Origin of the sequence: Mycobacterium gordonae (assembly GCF_002101675.1) — a bacterium.
In the GTDB taxonomy this organism is placed as follows: Bacteria; Actinomycetota; Actinomycetes; order Mycobacteriales; family Mycobacteriaceae; genus Mycobacterium; species Mycobacterium gordonae.
Genome location: NZ_LQOY01000052.1, coordinates 15,070 through 37,744, shown reverse-complemented (window position 1 = coordinate 37,744; position 22,675 = coordinate 15,070). Strand labels below are relative to the sequence as shown.

The following is a 22,675-nucleotide window of genomic DNA, read 5'->3' as shown; positions in this document are numbered from 1 at the left end:
AAGTCGGCACTTGCCGCCACCAGCTGGGCGTTGCTCGGCATGATGTCCTACGAAGAGGAAGTCTCCGGCTACGACCTCAAGAAGTGGATCGACTGGAGCGTCGACCTCTACTACTGGAGCCCCTCGTACAGCCAGATCTACACCGAGCTCAAGAAGCTGGAGGGCCTCAGCCTCGTGACCTCGCGCGTCGAACGCGACGAAGGCACCCGCAGCCGCCGGCTTTACAAGATCACTCCTGCCGGGATGGCCGCCATCACCGACTGGACGAACAACGCCCCTCTTGATCCGCCGGTACTCAAGCACAGCATGCTGCTGCGGGTGACGTTCGGGCACCTCAGCACGCCTGCCCGGCTCAAAGAACTTCTCGCCGAACACGTCGCGTACGCCGAAGCCAGGTACCGCAAAGCGATCGAGGACGCAGAGGGAGCCGAGGCGGAACCCGCTTGGGCCTACTCGGTGATGGCCCTGCGCTGGGCGGCCAAGTACTACGCCGCCGAACGCGAATTCGCGCTGGAGCTGATGAAGGACATCGACGAGGCCGCCGCCACCATCGAGAAAGCCGGCAAGGGCGGCTTCGGTAAGCCGCGCCCCACACCGGGCTATTGGCGCGAGGTTGAGAAGCAGGTCCAGGCCAAGCGCGCGGTGGACTAGCACGCCGCGTCCCGAGCCGCAATGAAGCCGTACACCAGGCCCTGCGCGATCGTCGCCCCCGCGCCGGAGTACGTCGTGCCGTAGGCGTTGGCGGCGGCGTTTCCCACGGCGTAGAGCCCAGCGATGACGCTGCCGTCCTCGCGTAGCACCCGGGCCCACTCGTCAGCCCGGAGCCCGCCACAGGTGCCCAGGTCGCTGAGCACCATCTTCACCGCGTAGAAAGGCCCGTTGACCAACGGGCGCAGATTGGGATTGGGCTTGACCGTGGGGTCGCCGTAGTAGCGGTCATAGGCGCTGGCGCCCCGCCCGAAATCGGGATCTATTCCGGCAGCGGCATTTTGGTTAAAACGCGTCATCGTCAACCACAGCGCGCCGCCCGAGCGCGCCGTGGACCCGCCGATGTACGACCACTTCTCCATGAGCAGCACCGACAGCCCCAGCTCCCGGGCGGCCAGTGCCGCCGCCATCCCGGTGCCCGAGCCGACCACCAGCAGGTCGACGCACGTATCGGAGACGGGCAGGCCGGCCGGAATCGTCGTGCTGTGCGGGCTCACGCCTGGTAACGCTAAGCCGCTGCGGCGCCGTGGCGGAATACTTCTCCTGGTCAGTGGAACAGCTGAGCGCGCAGCGCGCCGGAGAAGCGTTGAATGGGACCCATGAGGCTGCAATCCGATGCCGAGGAGGAGATTCGGTTCATTGAGGCGCAGGCGGCGCCCACCCGATTTGCGCGCGGCTGGCATTGCCTGGGCCTGATCCGCGATTTCGGCGACGGGAAACCACACGCTGTCAACGCTTTTGGCCAGAAGCTCGTCGTCTTTCGCAGTGAGGGCGGGAAAATCAACGTGCTCGACGGTCATTGCCGCCATATGGGTGGAGACCTGTCGAAGGGTGAGGTGAAGGGCGACGCGATCGCCTGCCCGTTCCACGACTGGCGCTGGGGTGGCGACGGCCGTTGCAAGCAGGTGCCCTACGCCAAGCGCACGCCGCGACTGGCCCGTACCGCGGCGTGGACCACGCTGGTGCAGGACGGCATGTTGTTCGTCTGGAACGACCCCGAGCACAATCCGCCGCCCCCGGAGATCACCATCCCGCGCATCGAAGGTGCCACCAGCGACGAGTGGACCGACTGGCACTGGTACACCACCGTTGTCGGGAGCAACTGCCGCGAGATCATCGACAACGTGGTGGACATGGCGCACTTCTTCTACATCCACGGGTCGCTGCCCACCTACTTCAAGAACATCTTCGAAGGGCATGTCGCCACGCAGTACATGAACGGCGAAGGACGGCCCGACATGGGCAGCGAGGGCGCGAAGATGCTCGGCACCACCTCGGTTGCGTCGTACTTCGGCCCGTCGTTCATGATCGACGACCTGACCTACCACTACGCAGCCGGGGACCAGCAGACGGTCCTGATCAACTGCCACTACCCAATCGACGCCAATTCCTTTGTGCTGCAGTACGGCATCATCGTCAAGAAGTCCCAGGACCTGCCCGCCGAAGAAGCCGTGAAGTCCGCCACTCGGCTCGGTGATTACGTAAAGTTGGGCTTCGAGCAGGACGTCGAAATCTGGCGGCACAAGGCCCGTATCGACAATCCGCTGCTCGTCGAGGAGGACGGGCCCGTCTACCAATTGAGGCGATGGTACGACCAGTTCTACGTCGACGTTGCCGAGGTGCGGCCGGACATGGTGGACCGCTTCGAGTTTGAACTGGACACCAGCAGGCCCTACGAAGTCTGGATAAAACAGATCGAAGCGAACCTGGCGGCCAAGGCCGGCGCGGTGTCATGAGCCGGTCGCCACGGACGGACAACCGTCTCGACGACATGCCGATGATGCCGGTCGCCTGCCTTCGTTGCGGGGCGAATGTTCTGGTTCGCAAGAGCAGCTGGAACCAGACCAGCGTGCAGTGGGACGCCGAGGCCTCCGCGTTGTGCTTCGAGCGGCGCAACGCCGTGCCGCCGGCCGGCGGTCAGCCGGGATTGTTCCTGGCCTGTTCGGCGTTGCGTGATTCCATCGAGGCCGCCGTCGCGGCCGGAGACCTGGCCGTCGTCGACACCGGTTAGGGTTGCTGGCGATGCGAATCGCGGTCACAGGCGGCACCGGCTATGTCGGCGCCCATATCGTCAATGCGTTGCTGGGCGCCGGCCACGGCGTGCGCCTGCTGGCTGAGCCGGGCTGGTCCAACGACCTGCTGTTGCGGCGGTTGCAGTCGGTGGGTGAGGTGTCGGTGGTGCACGGGGATCTGCGTTCGCCGGACATTCCCGAGGGCCTGCTGGACGGGTGCGACGCGGTCATCCACGGCGCCGGGGTGGTGGGCACCGACGATAGCCACGAGAAGCTGATGTGGGACATCAACGCCTATGCCAGCGAACGGATCATGCTGCGCGGCGTCGCGCTCGGACTGGACCCGGTGGTGCTGCTCTCGAGTTACAGCGCATTGTTTCCACCGCCGGGAGCGGTGATCGGCCCGGATTCGCCGACCGCGCAGGGCAAATCGGCCTATGCGCGGACCAAGTCCTACGCCGACCGGGTGGCGCGCCGGCTGCAGTGTCACGGTGCCCCGGTGGTGGTCACCTACCCGTCCAGTGTTGTCGGGCCGGCCATGTACACCGCGCCGGGCATCACCGAGCAGGGCTGGGCGACCATCGTCCGGTTCGGGGTGGCTCCGAAGGTTGCGCATGCGGGGATGATGATGATCGACGTCCGCGACGTCGCCGACGTGCACGAGCGGTTGATGCGGCCCGGGCGCGGTCCGAAGCGCTATCTGTGTGGCGGGCAGTTGCTGACGTTCGACGACATGATCGCGGCGATCGAGCGCGGTAGCGGACAGCGGGTCCGACGCATCCCGCTCAGCCCCGGCGCATTTCGTCTGATGGGACGGGTTTCCGATCTCGCCGCGTCTGTACTGCCGTTGGGTAGCGGGTTCAGTTACGAAGCGGCGCAATTGATTACCGCCGCGATACCGACGGACGACTCCGAGACGCTGCGCGATCTGGGGCTGAACTGGCGGTCGGCGAGCGAGGCGATCGTGGCGACGTTCGCGCAACCACTAATCTGACCGCATGGACGGTCGAGTCGCAGTCGTGACCGGGGCGAGCCGCGGTGCCGGGCGGGGCATCGCCGCCGCGCTGGCTGACCGGGGCTGGCGGGTCTATGCGACCGGTCGCACCATCACCGATTCTCCACCCGGCGGCGTCGCGGTCCGCGTCGATCACGCCGACGACGACGCCGTGGGTGAACTCTTCGAGCGGGTCCGGTCCGAGGAGGGCCGGCTGGATCTGCTGGTCAACAACGCCGCCGTCATCTCCGACGAGCTGGTCAGCCCAAAGCCGTTCTGGGAGAAGTCACTTGCGCTGTCGGATGTACTGGACGTCGGACTGCGTTCCTCTTACGTGGCGTCCTGGTACGCCGCGCCACTGCTCGTCAGCCGCGGCCGAGGCTTGATCGCGTTCACCTCCTCCCCAGGTTCGGTGTGCTACATGCACGGTCCGGCCTACGGGGCGCAGAAGGCCGGAGTCGACAAGATGGTGGCCGACATGGCGGTGGACTTCCGCGGCACCGGCGTGGCGACGGCATCGATCTGGATGGGCATTCTGCTCACCGAGAGGCTGCGTGGCGCGTTCGCCGGAAACCCGGAGGCGCTGGCCAAGACCGCCGAGCATGCCGAAACACCGGAATTCACCGGGTATTTGATCGATGCGCTGTACAACGATCCAGAGCTGGCCGACCTGAGTGGACGGACGTTCGTCGGCGCCGAGCTGGCCGAGCGCTACGGGATCACCGACGAGGGCGGCCGGCGGCCGCCGTCACACCGGCATCTCGGTGCGCCGCGCGAGCCCAGCACCGTCGTCATCAGATAGCGGGGAGCTGGTCACAGCTGAAAGGCGCTGATCGGCGCTTCTTCGGGATAGGCGGCAGGTCCGCCGATGTCGTAGGCGCCATTGAGGGCCGCGATGAAGGCCGGATCGTGCAACGGCTCGCTGGGGATGTCGAGCTTGTTGCCCCGCGAGTTGATGTCGTCGACCATGATGTCGATGGCCTTCTCGATGGTCAGATCGTCGGAGCCTTCCATGTTCTTCTTCAGTTCGTCGTAATCGGTGAACACATCAGCCGACCAGTGCACCAGAAAACGCAGTTCGTCGGTGCGGTGGCGGGCGATCACCTCGTCGACGTTCTTCAGCAGCCATAGGTCACGATCGTGACGGTCACCGGTGAATACGGTGTCGAACGTCAGGCCGGGTGGAATCTGCTGCGCCAGTGGTCCGTTGGCTTCCCCGCGGTGCACCATCATCTCGTTCTGCACCACCACGCCGCGGTTGTAGATGGGAGGCAGGACGCGCTTGGGCGCACCGAGCGGCCCTTCGGGCCAGTAGGTGAAGCCGCTACCACCGTCCAGCGAGAACCACGTGATCACCTGTGCCATCTTGATCAAGTAGTCCCGAAACAGGCCCGACTTGCCCATGACGCTGGTCAACCAGGTCGGCGCGTTCTCGTGCCGCACCCCGCGGAAGCTGGGTGAATCCAGGTGTCCCGGATCGCGGTTGGCGCAGGGCCCGTTGATGTTGAACAGCATCAGTTCAGGTTTGGCGTAGTCGGCGGCCCAATAGTTCTTCGCCATCTGCAGGAAGCGCTCGTTGTAGAAGCAGTCGTGCAGTTGCGGGTAAAGCACCGCACCGTAGTTGGCGAGGTAGCCGCGGAAGGTCGGGGTGAGAAAGAGGTCCAGTGACGGTGTATAGCCTTCGGGGAATAGCCCGCTCATGGTGGCGATCAATTCGTCGGCCGACGCGAAGTGCTGGGCGATGATCAGCCGCCAGGGGCCTTCGGTACGGACCACATCGAGCAACCGCTCAAGTTGGTCGTCGGTGTAGACGTTGTCGACCTCGCGAGGTGGTGCGGCCGGCCGCAACACATCCGACAGCTCCATCCGCCGCTGGTCGGTAAGCATCATTGTCTCCTTCTGCAGGTGCCGACCATGAGATTCTGCGCAATCCCGGCGCGGCGCGGATGCGGGATGTCCGGTGACCGGGACGCTAAAAGCCAAGGGGATGAGTGAACTTGGCGCGCAGCAACCCGCCGATCTCGGCGATCGCCAAGCGGCCCCGTGCGGTTGCCTCGGATCGCATCAGGAATCCGTGGTACATGCCCGGATACCGGGTCAGGGTGGTCTGCACCCCGGCGTCCCGCAGGCGCGCGGCGTACCGTTCGCCCCAATCCCGAATCGGGTCGCAGCCGGCCGTCACCACAAGGGCTTGCGGCAGCGCCGCCAGGTCGGTGGCGGACGCCGGAACGAGGTAGCGCTCGCTCCCGAGCTCAACCAGCGCATGCAGGAAGTCGATGTCGTCGCGGCTGAGCATCGGCGCGTCGGCAAGCAAAGTGATTGAGGGCGCGGTCATGTCGCGGTCCAAACCGGGATACAGCAGGACCTGCGCACAGATGGCAGGGCCTCTGCGATCGCGGGCGGCCAGTGCGACCCCGGCGGCCAGCGACCCTCCGGCGCTGTCGCCGACCACCGCGAGCCGGTCGGCATCGACCCCGAGTTCGACCGCATGGCGGGCGACCCAGTCGGTGGCCGCGTAGGCGTCGTCGAACTGCGCCGGCGGCGGGTGCTCGGGTGCCAGCCGGTAGTCGACGGCGACGACGGCCGCGCCGGACGCTGATGCCAGCGCCCGCGCCAAGGGCTCGAACGAGTGATTGCTGCCCATCACCAGGCCGCCACCGTGAAGGTACACCAGCACGGGTTGACCGGAATCCGTTGTGGGGTAGTAGATTCGGGCCGGAATGTCACGCGGCATGAGCACATCTTCGGTGGCGGCCATCTCCGGCATGTCGTCGGGCAACGGCGCCGCCTCGATAGCCGCACGCACCGCGGCCAGCCCGCGTGTCCGCATCGGCGGGACGGGACCGAACGAGGCGACCCGCGCGGCGGCGTCCGGATCCAGGGTCATCGCAGTGCGGGGGGACGTTGCTCGGCAAGGACATCGGCGCGTCGCTTCATCGCCGACACGACCGACGATTGGGTGACCAGATAGAACCGGCCTTCGGCGGACTGCTCGAACAGCGTCTCGGCGGCCACCAGCGGATCCATGGCCCTGGCTTTCACATCGAGCATGGCGATCCGCTGCGCCTCCGCGCTTGCGGTGTCACCGCCTGATTCGGCCCCGCCCGCTGACTCGAAGATGTTGGAGACCACCGCGCCGGGCAGCACGGCCTGCACATGGATGTGGTTGCCGTGCCCGGCCGCTTCCACCTCGAGGCGCAGACACTCGGTCATCGCCAGCACGGCGTGCTTGCTCATGATGTAGGGCGTCTGCAGCGGCATCGCCGCCACCCCGCCGACCGACGACAGGTTCCACACCCAGGCATCGTGGGAGGTGGCCATCATCTTCGGCAGGAACGCCTTGATGCCGTGAAACACACCACTGATGTTGACGTCGACGACCCGCTGCCAGTTGGCCAGCGGCGTATCCCACAGATAGCCGAACTGTTCGACGCCCGCATTGTTCACCAGGAGCCGAACGGGGCCGATATCCCGGTAGGTCCGGTCTGCCAGTTCCCGCACAGCCTCGGCGTCGCGCACATCACAGACGAAATCCGTTGCCGCGGTGAGCTCTTCGCGTAGCCCGGCGATAGCCTCGGCGTCGACGTCCGCCAGTACCACCGTCATGCCGAGCCAGTCTGCGACACGTGCGAGCCCCGCGCCGATCCCGGCACCCGCACCGGTGATGACGGCGACGCCTCCGCCGAAAACGTCGCGAGCGCTCACGATCCCGCGGTGCTGCCGGCGTGCCGCTCGGAGAGCAACACCGAGTTGGTGGTATCGAGAACGACGTCCATCTCGGTGAACTCCAACGCTTCCCGACCCCGGCGCACCCCCACCTCGACGACGCCGCTGGAGACCGCGAATGGCACGAAGTTGGCGACCTGATTGACCAAGAGGTAGAACCGCGCACGGGTGACGTCACCGGATGCGCCGATTCGATGCAGGTTGGTGGCATGGTGACGCAGTGGGTAGGGGCTCTGTTCCCGGTGCTCAGTCAGCCATCGCAGTACCGTATCCCGCCCGTGCATTTTCGGTGACATGAGTTCCTCGAAAGGGCTTGCGCCGTCGTCGCTTCGGCTGACGTAGCGGACGTCCTCGGCGTAGCGTGCCGCCAATTCGTCGTAGTGCGCCTCGTCGTAGTGGTACCAAAAGCCGGCGATGAACTCCTGCAGTTCCGGCAGCGTGATCTCGTTGCTCATGGCAGTGAGTCAACCGCGGTCACGCTCGTGACGGCACCCTGGTGCCCGGTCAGTGGAACGCCCGCGCTACCCGCCGATCAGACCCCACAGGCCGCCGGCGCTCGCGTACATCGCCGCATCGGTGACCTGGTCGTCCCAGTACCGCATGGAACCGAACTCCGAACGCCACGCCAGCGCGGCCCGGGTGAACTCGTGCAACCGGTGCTCGCGGGTGGTACCGATCGCTCCGTGCACCTGATGGGCGTTTCGGACCACCACCGAGGCGGCGTGGCCTGCGCAGGAACGGGCAACGGCGACAAGGAATGCCAAGTTGTCCGCGGACCATTGATGGGCGACCCCCGCGGTGAGCGCGGCCTCCGTTGCCGCCCGGGCGAGTGCGGCTTCCGCCGCGATGTCGGAAACCAGGTTCTGCACGGCCTGGAACTTCGAGAGAGGACGGCCGAACTGCACGCGCGAGGACACGTGCTCGATGCACAGCTGCAGAATTCGGTCCAGTGCGGCACACACCTGGATGGCGCGCACCAGCCCGGACTTCAGCCGCAACTCGTTGACCACCGCCAGCGCAGCGGGCGCCGCATCCAAACCGGTGACGTCGGCCGTCACCGTGTCCCGCGGTTCACCGATCAGGTTGGTGCCCGGCGTGATTCCCAGCTGTCCGGCCGCGACATCGGCCACACGGTATTGGCCATCCGCTCGCCACACCAGCGCCACCCGGTCGGCCGTGGCAGCCCAGGGCACGTCGGTTGCGTGTCCATTTTTGTCGAGCAGGCACACCGTGCGTAACTCGCTGTCGGCCGGAAGCCCACTGACATCCAGCAACCAACCGGCCAATAAATCGTGCTCCGCCAACGGGATACGGACCCCGTGACGCACTGCGGCAGACAGCAGTTCGGCGGCCTCGAACCACCCCGCCCCGCTGCCGCCCTTCTCCTCAGCCCCGGTGAGCCGTACCAAGCCGAGTTCGTCGAGTCGCTGCCAGAGGTTCCGGTCGGCTCCCGTAGCGACCGGATGTTTGTCGCGGTAATCCGCGAAGACGCCGTCCATCATGTCGACGAGTTCGGGGTCGACGCTCATCGCATGCCCAGTCCACGTGCGATGACCCCGCGCAGCACTTCATTGGTGCCGCCGCGCAGGGTGAACCCCGGTCGCTGGTCGACGGCCGCCCGAACCAATTCGGCGAAGACCGGATCGGGGGAGTCCTGCAGGTCGGCGAACTCGGCGATATCACCCTCGGTGGTGGTGCCGAGGACTTTCACCACCGCTGCCGGGACGTCAGCTGGTTCATGCCGTTCCAGCGCGCCGGCCACCGCGGTGGACATGTGGTGCAGGCCGGCCACGCGGGCAACCAGCCGGCCCAGCTCCGCGTCGCGGGGGATGGCGTTCGCCGCCATCCGGTCGGCGCAGGCAGCCAGCAACATGAAGGTGGACAGGAAACGTTCGGGACCGCTGCGTTCGAAGGCGAGTTCCGATGTCACCTGACGCCAGCCGTTGCCGATCTCGCCGAACACCATGTCGTCGGGCACGAACGCCTCGTCGAAGATGACCTCGTTGAAGTGGTGCGCGCCGTTCATCGAGATGATCGGCCGGATGTCGATGCCCGGTCCGCGCAGGTCGACGAGGAATTGGCTGAGACCCGCGTGCCGGTGCTGTGGATCCACCGGCGCCGTGCGCGCCAGCGCGATGAACGCATGCGCCAGGTGCGCCCCGGAGGTCCAGACCTTGGTGCCTGACAGCGACCAGCCGCCGTCGACGCGCTCGGCCCGGGTGCGCACGCTGGCCAGGTCAGATCCGGAGTCAGGCTCGCTCATGCCGATGGCGAAGAAGCACTCTCCGCGCACGATGCGCGGCAGGAACTGCTGTTTCTGTGCTTCGGTGCCGTACTTCAGCAAGGACGGCACAATCTGGCGGTCGGCGATCCAGTGCGCGGCGACCGGCGCACCGGCGGCCAACAGTTCCTCGGTGACGACGAAGCGCTCCAGGAATGTGCGTCCGTGCCCGCCGTACTCGACCGGCACCGTCATGCCCAGCCACCCTTTTGCCGCCAGCGCGGCGGTGAACTTCTCGTCCCATCGCGACAACCACGCGTCGACGGATGGGGTGAAGTTTCGCGCGCCCAGCTGCTCGGCAATGAACATGCGCACTTCGGAGCGCAGCGCCTGGGTTGCTTCGTCCTCGATGCCGGCGGGCGGCATCAGCCTGGGCGCAACCATCAGCTTGTCCGCCATTTGGCGATGCGCTGCTCGTGCTCGGGGTCGCGGTGGGCCAGCGGTTGCATGGCCGCGGCCATGCCCAGCGTCGACTCGAGTGAACCGGTGCGCGACTCCTGCAGCAGCCGTTTGGCCATCCTCAGTGCGTGCGACGGATTCTTGGCGATGCGCTCGGCGAGTTCCCGGGCCGCTGTGAGCAGCTCGTCGTGCGGCACCACTTTGCTGACCAAACCCCACTCCAGCGCTGTCGCGGCGTCGACCCGGTCGCCGGTGAGGGTCATCTCGGCGGCCCGCTCGTAGCCGACGATGCGTTGCAGGAACCAGGTGCCCCCATCGCCGGGGATCAGGCCCAGCTGCACGAAGCTTTCAGCGAAAGACGCACGCTCAGAAGCGATTCGGATGTCACACATCATGGCAAGGTCACAGCCGGCGCCGATCGCGGCGCCGTTGACGGCGGCGATCAACGGGACTTCCAGGCGTGACAGAGCCCGCGGGATCCGCTGGATACCGTCGATATAGGCGTACCGCTGGTCAAGGGCGCTCAGGCCGAACATGCCCGACTGGTCGGCCATCTCCTTGACGTTGCCGCCCGCGGAGAAGATCTTGCCCTCGCCGGTGAGGATGACGGCGCGAACCTCGGTGTCGGCGTTGGCGTCGTCGACCGCCCGCTCGAACCCGGAGATGACGTCGCGCCCGGTGATGGCGTTTCCGACGGCCGGTAGGTTGATGGTCCAAGTCCGGATCGGCCCATCAGTGGCGACGACGAGTGGCTGCGGGGGATTGCTCATGCTGGCAACTGTAAGGACCCGGTTTCAGCTGCTGGACGCGCGGGGCAAGGAGCTGTGTTCGGAATGCTGTCCCGCTCAGAGGAAAGGGCGGTCGCCCCCGTCCCTGGCGGCTTCGATACTGACAGGCATGACCCCGCCGGATCCCGATGAGTTGCGGGACAACCTGCGTCGGGCGGACCCGGGTGTGCTGGTCGCGGTACTGGCCCAACTGACCGGCGATCCCGCGGTCGTCGACACCTTCGGACCGCGGATTTCGCACGTTCCGGACCCGCCGGAACGTGCGGGGTTCACCGATCCGGCCACCGCCGAGGCGTTGGTGGACGCGGTGATCCAAGCCCTGGGTAGCGCCGGGGCAGCCAGGGCCGGGGCAGCCGATAACCCGGATCTGTTCAGGCGGTTGCTGCCGCTGGCGCTCGGCTCCCCGGTCGACGACGAATTCGTCCCGCTGCTGCTCGAGCAGGGCGGGTTTCAGCTCTCCCAGCCGACATTGCCGCGTTCGGTGCCGATTCCCGAAACGACGACAGTGGCCATCATTGGGGCGGGCATCGCCGGCCTCATCGCCGCGCTGGCGGCCGCCGACGCCGGAGTGGCCTACCAGATATTCGACCGCAACGACGAGGTCGGTGGTACCTGGCTGACCACGACGTACCCGGGTATCGGCGTGGACACGCCGTCGGCCTACTACTCGTTGTCGCGCGAGGTGAATCCGGAATGGACGAGCTACTATCCGCAAGGCGCCGAGTACCAGGCCTACCTGGTGAAGCTGGCCGACAAGTACGGGCTGCGTGCGCACACCCGGTTCGGCACCGAGGTCGAGGCGCTGTGGTGGGACGAGGATCGCGCGCAGTGGCAGATCCACTCCGTGGACCGCGTCGGCAACCGTGACATCAGCGTTGCGCGCGTGGTCATCACCGCCGCCGGCTATCTCAACCGGCCCCGCTGGCCGGAGCTACCGGGCCGGGAACTATTCGCGGGCACCAGTATTCACTCCGCCCAATGGGATCCATCGGTGGACCTGGCCGGCCGGCGGGTCGCGGTGATCGGTGCCGGCTGTACCGCGGTACAGATCGTGGACGCCTGCGTCGACGAGGTCGAACACCTAACGGTGTTTCAGCGGCAACCACACTGGGTGGCGCCGCGCAAGCGGTTGACCGACGACGTGCCCGACTACCGCCGATACCTGGGCCGCCACCTGCCGTATTACGCGAACTGGAACCGGCTCAAGTCATTCTGGGGCACGGCCGACAACAATTACCCCGTCATCCTGCGGGACCCGGACTGGGCGGCGACCCATCTGTCCATCTCGCCCGCCAACGACGTGTTGTTGCAGATGTGCCTGGACTACATCGACAGAACCTTCGGCGCGGGAACAGCTTTGGCGAAGAAGGTGACCCCCGACTTCGCGCCCTACGGCAAGCGGATCATTCGCGACCCCGGCGGTTACTATGCGGCGCTGACGCGCGACCACGTCGACGTTGAGGCCGCCGAGCCGCGGGAGGTCAACGCGAACGGCATTGTCACACAGGCGGGCAGGCAGATCGACCTCGACGTCATCGTCTACGCCACCGGTTATCACCTGGATTTCCTCTCGACGATCGACATCCGGGGACGCGACGGACGGAAACTCAGCGACGAGTGGGGCGACAACCCCGCCGCCTACCGGGGCGGCACCGTTCCCGGATTCCCGAACCTGTTCATCAACTCGGCACCCAATTACAGTCCCGGGCACGGCGCGGGGGCCAACTTCTCCATGGAGGTGATGGCGCACTACATCATCGAATGTCTGCAACTGATGGCGCTGCGCGGTGCCACCACCATGGAAGTGACGCGGCGGGCCTACCACGAGTACGTGGCCGGCATCGACCGGGCAATGGCCGGCACGGTGTGGTGCCACACGCCCAACGCGCACACCTACTATCGCTCCAGTTCCGGCCGGGTGGTGGTGGCCACCCCCTACCGGCTCGTCGATCTCTGGCACGAACACCGGGCGCCCATCGAAGAGCACTTCGAGCTGCGATGACCGGATTGCTCTGCGGCAGAACGGCCTTGGTGACCGGTAGCAGCCGAGGTATCGGGCGCGCAGTCGCGCAACGGCTCGCCGCCGAGGGTGCCACCGTCATTGTGACGGCGCGTTCGAATCAGCCGTCAACGTCGGTACGGGGCGGCTTAGCCGCGGCGTTGCCGGGCACCATCGGTGAAACCGTCACTCTCATCGAGGCCGCCGGGGGACGGGCGATCGCTGTGGCGGCAGACCTGGAAGATGCTGCACAGCGCGAGCATTTGATCACCGAAGTCCTCGGCCGCACGGGGCAACTGGACATCCTGGTCAACAATGCCGGGTTCGCCGACTACGCCATGGTCGAGCACATGTCCGAGGAGACCTTCGACCGGACGATCGACCACTACCTGCGGATACCGTTCGCACTGACGAAAGCCGTTGTCCCGCATATGCGTAAACAGGGAGGCGGGTGGATCGTGAACATCGGCTCCGTCACCGGGTTGGCGCCGGTGCGGCCCTATCGGGATTACAACAAGACGGCCGGCGACGTTGTCTACGCATCCTGCAAGGCCGCGCTGCACCGCTTCACCCAGGGGGCGGCCGCCGAACTCGTGGACGACAACATCGCGGTCAACTGCGTCGGCCCGTCGACCGCTGTCCGTACGCCCGGCGCCGCGCAACTGATTCCCGATTCGTTTCCGACCGAGCCGGTCGAGTATCTGGCCGAGACCGTGCTGGCCATGTGTCATCGGCCCGCGGCCGATTGCACCGGGTTGGTGGCGTTCAGCCTGCACTATCCCTTGACGCAAGGCCTGCCGGTGCGCAGCTTGGACGGCACCTCGACGATGCGGCCGCTGGCGCCGCCGGAGACGGCGAACCCCAACATCCGGCCCGCGGGTGTCTGAGCTTCCTACTAGGGGGCCGACTACTGAGCCGACAAGAGATCACCCCAGTTCGCGGTGCGGGGCAGCGCGCAGAAACTGTGGCAGATCCCGTCGCGGACGATCACGTCGGGGCATTCGGGGTCGAACCAGCGATCCACGACAGCCCAATGAATGGGGTGCATCAGATAAGGGCCCATCAGTCCGTCGACGCCGGTGAACGTCTGCTCGAAGACATGCGTCCACGCCGATGCCCCCACCGCCTCCTCGACCCGACTCAGCTGCCAGCCGGTGATCGTCTTCACGTAGCGCCGCATCGAGCGGAGCTCGTCTTCGAAGCGCGCTGTGGTCTCGGTAGCGGTGTCGGGAGAAACACGCAGGAGCAGGGTTCGGTAGACCGTGCCGCCGGTCGGGTGGGTGCGGATCGGGGTACCCGAGTAGTTGGCGCCATTGATCCGTGTCACCGCGTCGTCGGCGGCCACAGCGGCGAATTCCGTTTCCGAACAACGCCATTGGCGTTCGGATGCGAACCGCAGGTGAACCAGGATGTCGCCGCCGTTGCGCGAGCCGGGCATGGTCGGTTGCACGATTGAGTGAGGCGCGCGGACCGCGATGGCACGCAGGTTGGCGATGATGCGCTCGCGCTCCGGTTCCGGTACGTCGAGCAACCTGGTCACGCTATACATCGCAGAGACCGTCGACGTCGTGTGCTTCCGCCGCGAACGAGCGCGACCGTTCCACCACCAACTCGCCGATCCGCGACCACCATTCGGCCAAACCGGGATCCCTCCGGCCCTGCCACGTCATTTCCCACCAGGCCTGCACGCTGGGCAGCGTCCAGGTGATCGAGATGGTGTTGACCCTGTCGTCGAACCAGATCGGCGGACTCACCAGGACGTCGCGCAGTGTCATCCCGCGCTCTCGCGCACCCGGGGCATACTCGGCGAGATAGGTCTCGACGAACTGTCGCGCGCAGCCCGGCCGGGTCACCACGCGATCGACGACGAAGACCTGCCCGTCAGCCATCGGCTGGCCCGAGGGCCGCGCCGAGCATCACACCCGCCCGCTGCCGTGCTTCCCGGGCGAGGTCCAGCATGGGCATGCTCATGAACCCGTGGACACCGCCGTCAAATTGCAGCAGTGTCACGGGAACCCCGGCTGACCGCAGGCCGGAGGCGTAAGCGAGGGCCTCGTCGCGCAGCGGGTCGTGGCCCGCGACAACCAAAACAGCGGGTGGTAGCCCCTGCAGGTCGGCATGCAGTGGTCCGGCGTACGGGTGGGTGCGGTCTTCCAGGGAGGGAACGTATTGATCCCAATACCACTGCATCGCAGGCTTCGGGTTGTAGTAGCCGTGGCCGAACAGGCGATACGACTCGGTGCTGAAATCCGCCGCGATCACCGGGTAGATCAGCAACTGCGCCGCGAGCGCCGGGCCGCCCCGGTCACGGGCCATCAATGTAGCCACGGTGGCTAGATTCCCGCCGGCACTGTCACCGCCGACGGCAAGGCGACCGTCGCCGCCGAACGCCCCGGCTGCGGCCGCCTCGGTGACGGCGTAGACGTCGTCTGCCGCCGCGGGCCATCGGTGCTCCGGCGCTAACCGGTAAGCAACCGAAACCACCACGGCGGGAATATGATTGGCGAGGCTGCGGCACAGACCGTCGTGACTGTCGAGATCACAGAACACGAACCCACCGCCGTGGGCGTACACCAGCACCGGCAGGTCGTCTCCGTCGGGCCGGTACACGCGCACCGGGATGTCCCACCCCGGACCCGCGACAAGCGCGTCGCGGACCTCGCGTACAGGTTCGGGCATGTCAGGCGGCACGAATCGGTCGCGGATCGTGGCCCTGGCTTGCGCGCCGGTCATGGTGTGCACCGGTGGAAAACCGCTGTCCAGCTCCGCGATGATCCCGGCGATCTGGGGATCGAGCTTCACGCGTAGCGGAGCAGCGCTCGCGGCGGCTGCAGCGTAGGCGCCACCTGGTTGCCGTCGACGTTGCGCCAGATGCCCATCGCTGCCTTTCGCACCGGCGCGGTCAGCCGCTGGTCGAATCTCATGCGATTCATCGCGCCGCATACCGACACCGCGGCGACGGCCTCGCCGATCGCACCGATAGGTGCTGCGACGCAACCGAATCCGAGCAGCGACTCTTCGCGCTCGAAGGCGACGCCATGTGCTCGCACCTTGGCCAGTTCGGCGGCCAATTGCGAACCCGAGGAGAGCGAGTATCTGGTCTTGCGAGCGCGGAAATCGATCTCGGCGCCGGCGTCGCAATAGGCCAGTATCGCCTTGCCGACGGCAGTGCAGTGTGCGGGCTGGCGACCGCCGACGCGAGTGGGAAGCCCGCCGCACACACGGTCGCCGATTTTGTCCAAATAGACGACGTCGGAGCCGTCCAGTACGGCGAGATGCACGACAAGACCAGTGGCGCCATGCAATTCGCCCAGCAGCGGCTTGGCTGCGCGCACCAGGCGGTCCTGGTGGACCGCGAGGGATCCCAGTTCGACCAGCCGCATGCCGAGTTCGTAATCGTGACCGCTGCGACGCAGCCAGCGCACCTGCACCAGCCGCTCCAGCATCCGGTGTGCCGAGGAGCGAGGCAGGCCGGTGCGTCGCACGACCTGCGCGAGAGTGAGCCGTCCCGGCCCGTCGAACGCGTCGAGGACAAGGGAGATGCGGTCGATGACGGCGCTGGGGGTGGCGGTGTCAACGCTGGCTGGCATGGGTCCTCCCGACAGTAGGCATATTCCTAATAGGAATATGCCTACTTGTATCACACCAGGTGAGCCGTGTCACTCACCTCCAATGCCGAGCAGACGCAAAGTCCCCTTGGAACGCGCGTTCCAAGGGGACTTTGCGTCTGCTCGCGCCAGGGAGCTCAGGGCCGCATGGCGGCGGGGAGATCGCTCACCCACTGGTGTCCCCAGTAGCTGTCGGCAGTGATCTCCTCTGCGGTGTAATAGGTTTCGTCGACTCGCACGCCGTCGGTGCCGAATTCGATGTCCCAGTCGCCGGGCGTACGGACATAAAACGACACCATCTTGTCGTTGGTGTGGCGGCCGAGGGTGGACGACACCTGAATGCCCTCGGCATTCACCCGGTCCAGCGCCTGCCCGACGGCGTCGAGGGTGTCGACCTCCACCATGACGTGCACGACACCCGGATCGCGCTGATGCATGGCCGGGGCGATGGCCAGGCTGTGGTGGCGTGCGTTGATGCCGAGGAAGCGCACCCGAATCGGGCCGAACTCCGGCGGCGCCGGAATCCGAAATGCCCCGCGAGACCGGAAACCCAAGATCTCGGTGTAGAAGTCGAACAGCCCGCCCGGGTCGGTGGCCGGCAGCACGACGTGACCCAGTCCCTGATCGCCGGTCACGAACCGCGCGCCGAAGGGCGTGATCACCGGACTGTGGTCGAGCACCGCGCCATGGAACACCTCGAGGGTGACACCGGCGGGATCTTCGAAGGTGATCACCTCTTCGACACGGCGTGCGTCGGCCTCGCGTCCCGACAGTTCCTTGAACGCGATACCGGCACCGTCCAGGACTGCCTTCAACCGCCGCAACGCCGCGCCGTCGCGGACTTCCCAGCCGACGCTGAGCACCCGTTCGCTCTCGCCCGGTACCAGGACGATGCGGGCCGCGCGTTCGTCCATGCGCAGATAGAGTGCGGAGGGATCCGGGCCGGAGCCCTCGGCAAAGCCCAGCACACCGAACGCGAAATGTCGCCAGCGCTCGATGTCATGAGTCGAAATTGTCAAGTAGCCAAGGCTTTTGAACACCGGTCCCTCCTAGATCAGTGCCCGCAGTGGACCCATCGGTGGTTCCACGCCGAACGAGCTCAGCGCGGCGGCGTGGTAGGTGGAGCCCGGCACATGGATCGCGTGCATCTGTCCGACATGGACATCGCGCCAGTAACGCTGCAATGGCTTGTCCATCCGCGCGGCGTTGCCGCCGGAGCGGGCGAAGATCTCGTCGACGGCCGACACCGCGCGCCATACCGCGCGGACCTGGGTGCGACGTCCGGCCGCACGGTCGGCGAACGACACTTCCTGGCCGGCGGCGACCATGTCGTAGATGCGGTCGGCGTTGGCCAGTAGTTCCTGGCGGGCGGCGTTGATGTCGGCGGCGGCTTCCCCGATCGCGTACATGACGTAGGGGTCGTCCTTGATCGCCGTTCCGGTGGCCCCGACGCGCTCACGTTGGTAGTCCAAGTGCGCGGCGAGCGCGCCCTCGGCGATGCCGATGGTCGCCGCCGAGATGCCCAACGGGAACATCGTCGACCAGGGCATCAGGTACAGCGGCTCGGTCATGCCGGCCTCGCGCTGGGCGGTGCCGTCCATCACCTTGGTCGCATCCATGGTCCGGTAGGCCGGCACGAACGCGTCCTTGACGATGACGTCCTTGGAGCCGGTGCCGCGCAGGCCTACCACATTCCACGAATCCTCGACGATCTCGTAGTCCTTGCGCGGCAGGATCATGTGCAGCATCCGGGGCGGCATCAACGGCACGCCCTGCGGGTCAGCGAGCATGGCGCCCAGGATGATCCAGTCGCAATGGTCCGTCCCCGAGCTGAACTGCCAGCGTCCGTTGAACACGTAGCCGCCGTCCACTGGTCGTGCAACGCCCTGGGGTGCGTAGGGCGAGGCCATCCAGGTGTCGACGTCCTCGGCCCAGATCTCGGCGGCGACCTTCGGGTCCGCATATGCGAGCTGGTAGGGGTGCACGCCCACCACGCCGACGATCCAGCCGGCGGCCGGATCCAGCGCCGCCGTCGCCATCGTCGTCTCGGCGAACTCCCGGGGGTGCACCTCGAACCCCTGGTACTGCTTGGTCTGCAGCAACCGGATCAACCCGGCCGCCTTCATCATCTTGACCGTGTCGTCGGTGAGCCGGCCGATGCGCTCGGCCTCCGGCGCCTGCTCGCGCAGTTGGTCCGCCATCTCCACGACTCGGTCCAGTACCCGCTCGCTCATGCTGTCGTCCTAACGTTGTGTGGGGCTGTCTTCTGGTCTACCGCAGCCGCGGCTCAAAATCGCCCCCACGGCCCGATGACCGGGAACCCGCTATCGACGACGCGCCAGACGCCCTACCGTGGGTCCTTGTGAACGGTGAGCAGCCTTTAGACGCGTTGGTGGTGGGAGCTGGGTTCGCCGGCTTGTACGCCCTGCACAAGCTCCGCGCCCAGGGCCTAAGAGTGCGGGTGGCCGAGGCCGCCCCGGAGATCGGCGGCACCTGGTACTACAACCGGTACCCCGGCGCGCGCTGTGACGTCGAAAGCGTCGACTACTGCTATTCGTTCTCCGAAGAGTTGCAGCAGGAGTGGGACTGGACCGAGAAGTACGCGACCCAGGCCGAAATTCTGCGCTACCTCAACTGGGTCGCCGACAAACTCGATCTGCGCCGCGATATCGCGTTCAACACCCGCGTCGTGTCGGCGGTGTTCGACGAGCACGAGCTGATCTGGACGATCACCACCGACACCGGCCGGCCCTTGACAGCGCGGTTCGTGGTGATGGCGACCGGCCCGCTGTCGGATGCGCTGAGACCCGAGTTCCCCGGACTGGACACCTTCGCGGGCGAGATCTACCACACCGCCCACTGGCCGCACGACCCCGTCGACTTCACCGGTAAGCGGGTGGCCGTCATAGGCACCGGATCCTCAGGCATCCAGTCGATTCCGATCATCGCCGAGCAGGCGGCGCACCTCACCGTGTTTCAAAGAACCCCCAATTTCAGCGTCCCCGCCGGCAACAAACCGTTGTCAGCACAGGAACTCGACGAGATCAAGAGCAATTACGCCGAACGGCGCCGGCTGTCGTGGCGCAGCGGTGGGGGATCGCCGCACCTCACCGCGGCCAGACCGGCCATGGAACATAGCGCTGAAGAACGGCGCGCCGCTTTCCAAAAGCGTTGGCAGTTGGGCGGAGTGCTGTACTCCAAGACGTTTCCCGACCAGACGACCGACCCGGCCGCCAACCAAGCGGCCCGCGAGTTCTACGAGGAAATGGTCCGCGCGGTGATCAACGACCCAGCGGTCGCCGACCTGCTGATCCCGAACGATCACCCGATCGGGACCAAGCGGATCTGCACCGACAGCAACTACTTTCAGACCTTCAACAGACCCAATGTGACTTTGGTCAGTGTGCGAAACACCCCGATCGAATCGGTGGACAGCGGCGGTATCAACACCACCGAGCAGCGCTACGACCTCGACATGATCGTCCTGGCAACAGGTTTCGACGCGCTTACCGGGGCGCTGGCCAAGATCGACATCGTCGGGCGCGACGGCACAACGCTGCGCGACCAGTGGGCTCACGGGCCACGCAGCTACCTCGGGTTGGGTATCGACGGATTTCCCAATCTGTTCGTGATCTCCGGGCCCGGGGCGCCGGCTGTCCTGGCCAACATGGTGTTGCACGCTGAAGCGCAGGTGAACTGGATCGCCGATACCATCGAATACCTGGACAGCCACGGTTATGCCGCAATCGAGGCCGCCGCCGACGCGGTAGACGACTGGGGTGCCGAATGCGCACGGCTAGCCGAAGCGACGCTGTTCACCAAGGCCAACTCGTGGTACATGGGTGCCAATGTGCCGGGAAAGCCAAGGGGGTTCATGTTGTTCATCGGCGGCTTCGCCACCTACAACCAGATCTGTGCCGAGGTTGCCGACGCCGGCTATAAGGGGTTCGAGCTCGTCAAGAAGCCGGGCACGACATGACCGATCCGGGCCGCTACGGGCCGTGGGCCGTGATCGCCGGCGGCTCGGAAGGCGTCGGGGCGGAGTTCGCCGCGCAGCTAGCCAGCGACGGGTTCAATCTGGTGCTGATCGCCCGCAAGCCGGCCCCGCTGAACGAGACTGCGCGACGCTGCCGCGACATGGGGGCACAGATCCGCACGATCGCCGCGGATCTGCTTGACACACAAGCGATTACGCACATCGTCGCCGAGACCGCCGACCTCGAGGCAGGCTTGTTGATCTACAATGCCGGCGCCAACACCTGCCGCGAGCAGTTCCTGGACGCCGACCTCGCAGCGATCCAGAAGGTGATCGACCTCAACGTGACCCGGATGCTGGAACTGGTCCAGCATTTCGGCCGGCCGATGCGCGAACGCCGCCGCGGCGGCATCATCCTGGTCGGCTCACTGGCGGGCACGTACGGCTCGATGCAGCAGTCGGCCTATGCCGGAGTAAAAGCGTTCGGCCGGGTGTTCGCCGAGAGCCTGTGGCTGGAACTTCGCGACTACGGCGTCGACGTGCTGGAGCTGATCCTGGGCGTGACCCGCACGCCGGCCATGGAGCGCGCCGGCTTGAACTTCACGGTGCCCGGCTTGGTGGTCTCCGAGCCCGCCGACGTGGCCCGGGAGGGATTACAGAATCTGCCGAACGGCCCGGTGCTCGTCGCGGGCGACAACGCCGCGGCGGCCCGGTGGGGCAGTGGTCCCGACCGGGCCGCGATCGTCCTCGGCGCACATGACCGAGTCCAGGCCCTGCTGGGACAGAAATAGGAACCATGACCGACATCGAGAATGTGCTCGCCCGGTTGCAACGACTGGAGGACGAGCGCGACATTGCCCGGTTGATCGCCTCTTACGGCCCGGCCGTCGACGCCGGTGACCCCGACGCCACCGCTCGCCTGTGGGCGCAGGACGGTGTCTATGACATCGACCTGATGCGCATGGAGGGCCGCGAGGAAGTCCGCGCGATGGTCGACTCCACAGCACACCAGAAAATGGTGAAGAACGGATGCAGCCACTTCCTCGGACCGGCAGTCGTGACGGTGGACGGCGATGCCGCGGTGGCAGTGTGCGAATCCCTGGTGCTGGTGCGCGACGGCGACGGCTACCGTGTATGGCGCGCCACCGCAAACCATTTCGCGTTGCGGCGCATCGACGGACGGTGGCAGATCAGCGTGCGGACCAGTCGGGTGCTGGACGGCAGCCCCGAGGCCCGAGCCGTGCTGATCCGGGACCTCTAAAGGCGCGAAAGAAACGCCAGCACGACGCTCTCGAACGCCGCCTTGGCCTCGATCATCGCCCAGTGCCCACAGTTGGGAAACACGTGCAGTTCCGCGTTGGGGATGGTGCGCATCGGGATGATCGCCATGTCCAGCGGGCTCACCCGGTCGTCGCGTCCCCAGGTCAACAGGGTGGGGGCGGCCACCTTGTGCATGACCGCCCACGGCATCGGCCGGTCGGTGGCGCCCATCGCGGCCATCATCGCGGCGTATGCCGCCTTGCCGTACATCCGGCGAGCGGAAGCCAACGTGTCCGGGTCGCTGGCCAACTGCCAGCGCTCCTCGATGAGTTCGTCGGTGATCAGCGACTGGTCGTAGACCATCGATTTGAGCCAGTCCACCAGTCGCTGCCGGGTGGGATCCTCGGTGAACTCCTGCAGAAGCCGGATGCCCTCGCTCGGGCCCGGGCTGAACGTATTGGTGCCGATTCCTCCGATGGTCACTAACCGGTCGATGCGGTCGGGGTACCGGATGGCGAAATTGATGCCGACGCCGCCGCCCATCGAGTTGCCGACGATATGCGCGCGGTGTACGTCGAGTGCGTCCAGGAACGGGGCCACCACACCCTGAGCGGTGATCATCGGGTGCCCGCCGAAGTCGTCGGTGACCCCGAAGCCGGGGAATTCCAGGACAAGGCACCGAAAGTGCCTGCCGAACGTGGGCAGCAACCCGCGAAAGTTGCGCCAGCCGCTGACCCCGGGGCCGGACCCGTGCAGGAACAGCACCACTGGCCCGTCCTCGCCGTGCTCGTAGTACCGCAAAGTGCCCACCGGAGTATCGATTTCACGCAGGTCAAGCCCGGGGCGTTCAGCACTGTCAGACACGTGTCTACCATGCCACGATGTCGCGACGAGCGCAGCGCGCATCGTGGGTAGACGACGACT

25 protein-coding genes are annotated in these 22,675 nt (G+C 66.4%); 10 read left to right on the top strand and 15 right to left on the bottom strand.

From position 1 onward, the window contains the following. Positions 1–39 precede the first annotated feature (39 nt). The gene (locus tag AWC08_RS09030) at positions 40–651 is read left to right on the top strand and encodes a PadR family transcriptional regulator (RefSeq protein ID WP_082986451.1); all 612 of its coding nucleotides are present in this window, start codon (positions 40–42) and stop codon (positions 649–651) included. Here the strand turns inward: AWC08_RS09030 and AWC08_RS38995 are convergent. Continuing rightward, positions 648–1,391 (bottom strand): FAD-binding protein, encoded by a 744-nt coding sequence (locus AWC08_RS38995; RefSeq protein WP_264074153.1) that lies wholly within the window; start codon positions 1,389–1,391, stop codon positions 648–650. The genes AWC08_RS09030 and AWC08_RS38995 overlap by 4 nt on opposite strands. Between AWC08_RS38995 and AWC08_RS09020 the strand changes: the two genes are divergently transcribed. The 4 genes from AWC08_RS09020 to AWC08_RS09005 are packed head-to-tail and all read left to right on the top strand — an operon-like array spanning position 1,308 to position 4,516. Further along, positions 1,308–2,444, top strand: a complete 1,137-nt coding sequence (locus tag AWC08_RS09020) for a 3-ketosteroid-9-alpha-monooxygenase, oxygenase component (protein ID WP_069435271.1) — start codon at positions 1,308–1,310, stop codon at positions 2,442–2,444. The two genes, AWC08_RS38995 and AWC08_RS09020, sit on opposite strands and share 84 nt — an antisense overlap. Next, positions 2,441–2,719, top strand: a complete 279-nt coding sequence (locus AWC08_RS09015; RefSeq protein WP_065134846.1) for a ferredoxin — start codon at positions 2,441–2,443, stop codon at positions 2,717–2,719. The genes AWC08_RS09020 and AWC08_RS09015 overlap by 4 nt, the downstream gene beginning before the upstream one ends. Positions 2,720–2,730: 11 nt before the next feature. Continuing rightward, complete coding sequence (locus AWC08_RS09010; RefSeq protein WP_085087704.1) at positions 2,731–3,714, top strand: NAD-dependent epimerase/dehydratase family protein; 984 nt, start codon at positions 2,731–2,733, stop codon at positions 3,712–3,714. 4 nt (positions 3,715–3,718) lie between these two features. After that, on the top strand, positions 3,719–4,516 hold the full coding sequence (locus AWC08_RS09005) for an SDR family NAD(P)-dependent oxidoreductase (RefSeq protein ID WP_069434989.1): 798 nt from the start codon (positions 3,719–3,721) through the stop codon (positions 4,514–4,516). Between the two features lie 11 nt (positions 4,517–4,527). Here the strand turns inward: AWC08_RS09005 and AWC08_RS09000 are convergent, their stop codons facing one another. The 7 genes from AWC08_RS09000 to AWC08_RS08970 all read right to left on the bottom strand — a co-directional run bounded on the left by AWC08_RS09000 (position 4,528) and on the right by AWC08_RS08970 (position 10,890). After that, entirely contained in the window at positions 4,528–5,601 is a 1,074-nt protein-coding gene (locus AWC08_RS09000) for a hypothetical protein (protein WP_069434991.1), read from the bottom strand. Between the two features lie 85 nt (positions 5,602–5,686). Further along, on the bottom strand, positions 5,687–6,601 hold the full coding sequence (locus AWC08_RS08995; protein WP_142283483.1) for an alpha/beta hydrolase: 915 nt from the start codon (positions 6,599–6,601) through the stop codon (positions 5,687–5,689). Next, the gene (locus AWC08_RS08990) at positions 6,598–7,419 is read right to left on the bottom strand and encodes an SDR family NAD(P)-dependent oxidoreductase (protein WP_069434988.1); all 822 of its coding nucleotides are present in this window, start codon (positions 7,417–7,419) and stop codon (positions 6,598–6,600) included. The genes AWC08_RS08995 and AWC08_RS08990 overlap by 4 nt, the downstream gene beginning before the upstream one ends. Beyond that, entirely contained in the window at positions 7,416–7,895 is a 480-nt protein-coding gene (locus AWC08_RS08985) for a nuclear transport factor 2 family protein (RefSeq protein ID WP_069434987.1), read from the bottom strand. Before AWC08_RS08985 ends, AWC08_RS08990 begins: the two co-directional genes overlap by 4 nt. Positions 7,896–7,961: 66 nt before the next feature. After that, positions 7,962–8,969 carry an acyl-CoA dehydrogenase family protein gene (locus AWC08_RS08980; RefSeq protein ID WP_065134850.1) on the bottom strand — a complete coding sequence of 336 codons (1,008 nt, stop codon included), beginning with the start codon at positions 8,967–8,969 and terminating at the stop codon, positions 7,962–7,964. Further along, entirely contained in the window at positions 8,966–10,105 is a 1,140-nt protein-coding gene (locus tag AWC08_RS08975) for an acyl-CoA dehydrogenase family protein (RefSeq protein WP_069434990.1), read from the bottom strand. The genes AWC08_RS08980 and AWC08_RS08975 overlap by 4 nt, the downstream gene beginning before the upstream one ends. Further along, positions 10,105–10,890: a crotonase/enoyl-CoA hydratase family protein gene (locus AWC08_RS08970; protein ID WP_069434986.1), complete on the bottom strand. Its 786-nt coding sequence runs from the start codon at positions 10,888–10,890 to the stop codon at positions 10,105–10,107. Before AWC08_RS08970 ends, AWC08_RS08975 begins: the two co-directional genes overlap by 1 nt. A gap of 127 nt (positions 10,891–11,017) precedes the next feature. Between AWC08_RS08970 and AWC08_RS08965 the strand changes: the two genes are divergently transcribed. Both AWC08_RS08965 and AWC08_RS08960 read left to right on the top strand, forming a co-directional pair. After that, the gene (locus tag AWC08_RS08965) at positions 11,018–12,910 is read left to right on the top strand and encodes a flavin-containing monooxygenase (RefSeq protein WP_069434985.1); all 1,893 of its coding nucleotides are present in this window, start codon (positions 11,018–11,020) and stop codon (positions 12,908–12,910) included. After that, positions 12,907–13,794, top strand: a complete 888-nt coding sequence (locus AWC08_RS08960; protein WP_069434984.1) for an SDR family NAD(P)-dependent oxidoreductase — start codon at positions 12,907–12,909, stop codon at positions 13,792–13,794. The genes AWC08_RS08965 and AWC08_RS08960 overlap by 4 nt, the downstream gene beginning before the upstream one ends. A 20-nt stretch (positions 13,795–13,814) precedes the next feature. Here AWC08_RS08960 and AWC08_RS08955 read toward each other — a convergent pair whose 3' ends face one another. The 6 genes from AWC08_RS08955 to AWC08_RS08930 all read right to left on the bottom strand — a co-directional run bounded on the left by AWC08_RS08955 (position 13,815) and on the right by AWC08_RS08930 (position 18,749). Further along, positions 13,815–14,456, bottom strand: a complete 642-nt coding sequence (locus AWC08_RS08955; RefSeq protein WP_069434983.1) for a Dabb family protein — start codon at positions 14,454–14,456, stop codon at positions 13,815–13,817. Further along, entirely contained in the window at positions 14,449–14,796 is a 348-nt protein-coding gene (locus tag AWC08_RS08950) for a hypothetical protein (protein ID WP_065134855.1), read from the bottom strand. The genes AWC08_RS08955 and AWC08_RS08950 overlap by 8 nt, the downstream gene beginning before the upstream one ends. After that, positions 14,789–15,709, bottom strand: coding sequence for an alpha/beta hydrolase (locus tag AWC08_RS08945; RefSeq protein ID WP_065134856.1), 921 nt, complete (start codon positions 15,707–15,709; stop codon positions 14,789–14,791). Before AWC08_RS08945 ends, AWC08_RS08950 begins: the two co-directional genes overlap by 8 nt. Then, positions 15,706–16,497, bottom strand: coding sequence for an IclR family transcriptional regulator (locus AWC08_RS08940; protein WP_065134857.1), 792 nt, complete (start codon positions 16,495–16,497; stop codon positions 15,706–15,708). The genes AWC08_RS08945 and AWC08_RS08940 overlap by 4 nt, the downstream gene beginning before the upstream one ends. 155 nt (positions 16,498–16,652) lie before the next feature. Then, a complete protein-coding gene (locus AWC08_RS08935) occupies positions 16,653–17,555 on the bottom strand; it encodes a VOC family protein (protein ID WP_065134858.1) in 903 nt (300 codons plus the stop codon). Positions 17,556–17,564: 9 nt separating this feature from the next. Next, entirely contained in the window at positions 17,565–18,749 is a 1,185-nt protein-coding gene (locus tag AWC08_RS08930; protein ID WP_085087698.1) for an acyl-CoA dehydrogenase family protein, read from the bottom strand. 128 nt (positions 18,750–18,877) lie between these two features. Between AWC08_RS08930 and AWC08_RS08925 the strand changes: the two genes are divergently transcribed. The 3 genes from AWC08_RS08925 to AWC08_RS08915 are packed head-to-tail and all read left to right on the top strand — an operon-like array spanning position 18,878 to position 21,752. After that, positions 18,878–20,494, top strand: coding sequence for a flavin-containing monooxygenase (locus tag AWC08_RS08925; RefSeq protein WP_069434696.1), 1,617 nt, complete (start codon positions 18,878–18,880; stop codon positions 20,492–20,494). Then, positions 20,491–21,282, top strand: coding sequence for an SDR family NAD(P)-dependent oxidoreductase (locus AWC08_RS08920; RefSeq protein ID WP_069434697.1), 792 nt, complete (start codon positions 20,491–20,493; stop codon positions 21,280–21,282). The genes AWC08_RS08925 and AWC08_RS08920 overlap by 4 nt, the downstream gene beginning before the upstream one ends. A gap of 5 nt (positions 21,283–21,287) precedes the next feature. Next, complete coding sequence (locus tag AWC08_RS08915) at positions 21,288–21,752, top strand: nuclear transport factor 2 family protein (protein WP_069434698.1); 465 nt, start codon at positions 21,288–21,290, stop codon at positions 21,750–21,752. On the opposite strand, the gene AWC08_RS08910 is transcribed toward AWC08_RS08915, so the two are convergent. Further along, positions 21,749–22,615: an alpha/beta fold hydrolase gene (locus AWC08_RS08910; RefSeq protein ID WP_065134377.1), complete on the bottom strand. Its 867-nt coding sequence runs from the start codon at positions 22,613–22,615 to the stop codon at positions 21,749–21,751. The two genes, AWC08_RS08915 and AWC08_RS08910, sit on opposite strands and share 4 nt — an antisense overlap. Between the last annotated feature and the right edge of the window lie 60 nt (positions 22,616–22,675).